The following is a 3,069-nucleotide window of genomic DNA, read 5'->3' as shown; positions in this document are numbered from 1 at the left end:
TGGACATGGACATGGACATGGACATTGCATCATGGCCGGGACACTGTGGCCGGGAGCACCGTGCCCGAAACCGCCTCCGGGACGCGCCGCCGCCAACACCAGCCCCTACCAGGTAACCCCACAACGGCAGCCAACGGGATCAGGGTGGAACGGCCTACCGCCGGCCAACTCTCGCACACCGGCATACCTGTGATCTGTACCGGGCCGCCACCTATCCCCGGGGTGGCCACACCAGCGCCGGGCGCGTGGGAACACCGGCGGGGACGATCGCGGCCGGCTGGGGAAGGTGCGGCTGCTGCCGGGGAGGCTGGTCGGCCGCCCCGCCAGCCGGCTCGCCGACCTGTCCCGCCTGTTCCTGCCCGACCTGCGCCTGCCCGGCCTGCGCATGTCCCTGCGCCACCTGCGCCACCTGGTCTTCCTGGTCGTCGTCCCGGTCGGCCGGACGACCGGTGAGATGATCGTCATGACCGGCGGGACGGCCGGGGGACCGCCGTTGCCCATGTGCGAGCCGCATCACGACGGTGGCCGCCACGGCCCCGAGCCCGAGCGCGAACCAGCCTCCCAGCACGTCCAGCACATAGTGGTTGGCGGTGGCCATCACCACGAAGACCGTCGCGCCCGGGTAGAGGACGCCGAGCACCCTGGTCACGCGGTGCCGGGCCAGCCGGGCGATGTTCCAGCCGCACCACAGCGCCCAGGCGCAGTGCAGGGACGGCATGGCCGCGAACTGGTTGGTGATGCCGCCGAGCCCCTTGGGCGCGGCGCTGGAGTCCCCGGCCCACCAGCCCCAGTTGTGGAACGACGCCATCGTGTCGATGAAGCCGGCGCCGGGGAGCAGGCGCGGCGGCGCCGTGGGAAGCAGGAAGAAGCCGGTAAGGCTGATCACGGTGGTGCACACGATCGTCCACCGGGCCGTCAGGTAGCGGGGCGCTCGTTTGCGGTAGAGCCAGACAAGGACAGCCGGCGTGACGATGAAGTGGAGTGTCGCGTAGTAGTAGCAGCACACCACGGCAAGGGCGGGGACGCCCTGCAACCAGTGGTTGAGCCCGCGCTCGATGCCGAGGTGCAGGTCCGCCTGGACGCGCATGATGTCCCAGCCGACGGTGAGCGCGCTGTGGACGGAACCACCCGCCACCGACCGGGTGGCGGTGTAGGTGTAGTAGAAGATGATGATCATGGTCACTTCGACCCACACCACCGGCAGGCCGTCCGACCTGCGGCGTACATGGACCATCCGCGCCCTCCGGTTCCGATCCGGCCCACCGAGCGGTCCGGCCGTCACGTCCGGGCGCATCGCGGGCGGCCGCCCTCGACTTCAGCCATCCCCTCGACGTCAACCGTCACCGCGTGCGCCGGCATCGTCGCCGCCAGGCCGTCCGCGAGGACCGGCCAGCGACTCGTACCGGACGGCCTACCAGGACGGCATCCGCCCCGACGCCCCACAGCCCTGTGGCCACTGGCTGGCGACGTCGAACCCTCCCTCTTGCCCGCCGCTACCCGATCCGTCCACCATCCGATCTGACTGTCCGGTCTCTGCCCGCGTCCTGACCGAGGCTACATCGTCCGGCCGACAAGAAGACCACCGTTCCCTCACCCACCCAGCACAACCAGCGAACAGTCGCCCGACGAGCCGCGCGGGCCGCGCGGGCCGCGCGGGCCACGCGGGCCACGCGGTCGATCCGTGCGGGGAGACAGAGGTGTGGCCTGTCACGTCCGTGGCCACCGCGGGTGACATTTTCTCGCGACGGGTAGGACAGAATCGACGCCATGGGAACAGATCTTGCGATGACCCTGGGCACCCAGGAGACCGCCAACCTGGAGTTCAAGCGGGAGGCCAGGGATCGCAACGCCATCCGTGAGGCGATCTGCGCCCTGGCCAACGATCTTCCCGGGGTGGGCGGCGGGCATCTGATCATTGGCGTCGACAAGTCCGGTAAACCGGTCAGGGAGATCGATACTTCGGATCAGGCGCTGCTCGGGCTCACCAGCATCCGGGACGAGGGAAGAATCCTCGACCGGCCTTCGATGGTGGTCAGCCAGGCGGTCTACCAGGGGCAACCGGTCATCCAGATCGAGGTCAGCGCATCCCGGACCCCGCCGGTCCGTTTCGACAACGTCGACCGGGTCAACGACTACCGGAACCCGTCGCTGGCCGCGGCGATGAAGTCGCTGGGATATGTCAACCAGTTCGGCCGGGGTATCGGGCGTATCCGGGCCGCGCTGCGCCGGAACGGAAATCCCGGACCCGGGTTCGTCGTCGATGACGCCTCGTGGACCGTGACCCTGAGGAGCACGGTGTGATCTCGGTGGCGTTGTTCAACAACAAGGGTGGCGTGGGGAAGACCACCCTCACATACCATCTCGCGTACATGCTCCAGCGACTCGGGAAAAACGTTCTTGCCGCGGACCTGGATCCGCAGTCGAATCTGACGGCAGCGTTTCTCGACGAAGAGAAGCTTGAGCTGATCTGGCAGGAGACCGACGGGCCGGCACGCCCAGCCGGGCCGGACAGCACCGGTACGGCCAGCACAGTTGCCATCGCCGTCAAGCCGATCATGGAAGGCATGGGAGACATCCGTCCATGCCATCCCGAACAGATCCTGGACGGGCTCTGGCTGCTTGCCGGTGACCTGACGTTGAGCGCGTTCGAGGACCGGTTGAGCGAGGCCTGGCCCAAAGGCTTCACCGGGGACCCGGCCGCGCTGCGGACGACTACGGCATTCCATCGGATCATTCAGATTGCCGCGCGACAGGTCGGAGCCGATGTCGTACTCGTCGATGTCGGTCCCAACCTCGGTGCGATCAACCGGGCGGCGCTGCTTGCCGCCGACACCGTACTCGTTCCGCTGGCGGCGGACCTGTTCTCCCTCCGAGGACTGCGCAACCTCGGGCCGACCCTCCGGATGTGGCGGCGGACCTGGCACAACAAGGTGCTCCCGGACCTTCCGGCCAGGATCGACGCGCCGCCCGGGCGAATGACTCCTCTCGGTTATGTCATCATGCAGCCGACGATGCGCCTGGACCGCCCTGTCAAGGCGTATCAGCGGTGGCTTGACCGTATTCCTCAGG

General features: G+C 68.3%; 3 protein-coding genes. 2 read left to right on the top strand and 1 reads right to left on the bottom strand.

The window, feature by feature from the left end; all coding sequences use genetic code 11:
- Nucleotides 1–211 precede the first annotated feature (211 nt).
- On the bottom strand, nt 212–1,234 hold the full coding sequence (locus tag AC5LSR_RS18890; protein WP_250291874.1) for a phosphatase PAP2 family protein: 1,023 nt from the start codon (nt 1,232–1,234) through the stop codon (nt 212–214).
- 533 nt (nt 1,235–1,767) lie between these two features.
- On the opposite strand from AC5LSR_RS18890, the gene AC5LSR_RS18885 reads away from it, so the two are divergent.
- Together AC5LSR_RS18885 and AC5LSR_RS18880 are read left to right on the top strand one after the other, a co-directional pair.
- Complete coding sequence (locus tag AC5LSR_RS18885; protein WP_250285249.1) at nt 1,768–2,301, top strand: RNA/DNA-binding domain-containing protein; 534 nt, start codon at nt 1,768–1,770, stop codon at nt 2,299–2,301.
- Nucleotides 2,298–3,069: ParA family protein (locus tag AC5LSR_RS18880; protein ID WP_493468746.1), on the top strand; the 772-nt coding region annotated here is incomplete at its 3' end. The genes AC5LSR_RS18885 and AC5LSR_RS18880, both read left to right, overlap by 4 nt.

The sequence above is a fragment of the Protofrankia sp. CiP1_Cm_nod4 genome (genome assembly GCF_982290645.1).
Note: the sequence above shows the minus strand (reverse complement) of the source record. Positions and strands in the feature narration are given on the sequence as shown.

Bases quoted from the DNA above. Each gene is read 5' to 3' on its own strand.
- AC5LSR_RS18885 (WP_250285249.1), top strand. From the start codon at position 1,768: ATGGGAACAGATCTTGCGATGACCCTGGGCACCCAGGAGACCGCCAAC.
- AC5LSR_RS18890 (WP_250291874.1), bottom strand. From the start codon at position 1,234: ATGGTCCATGTACGCCGCAGGTCGGACGGCCTGCCGGTGGTGTGGGTC.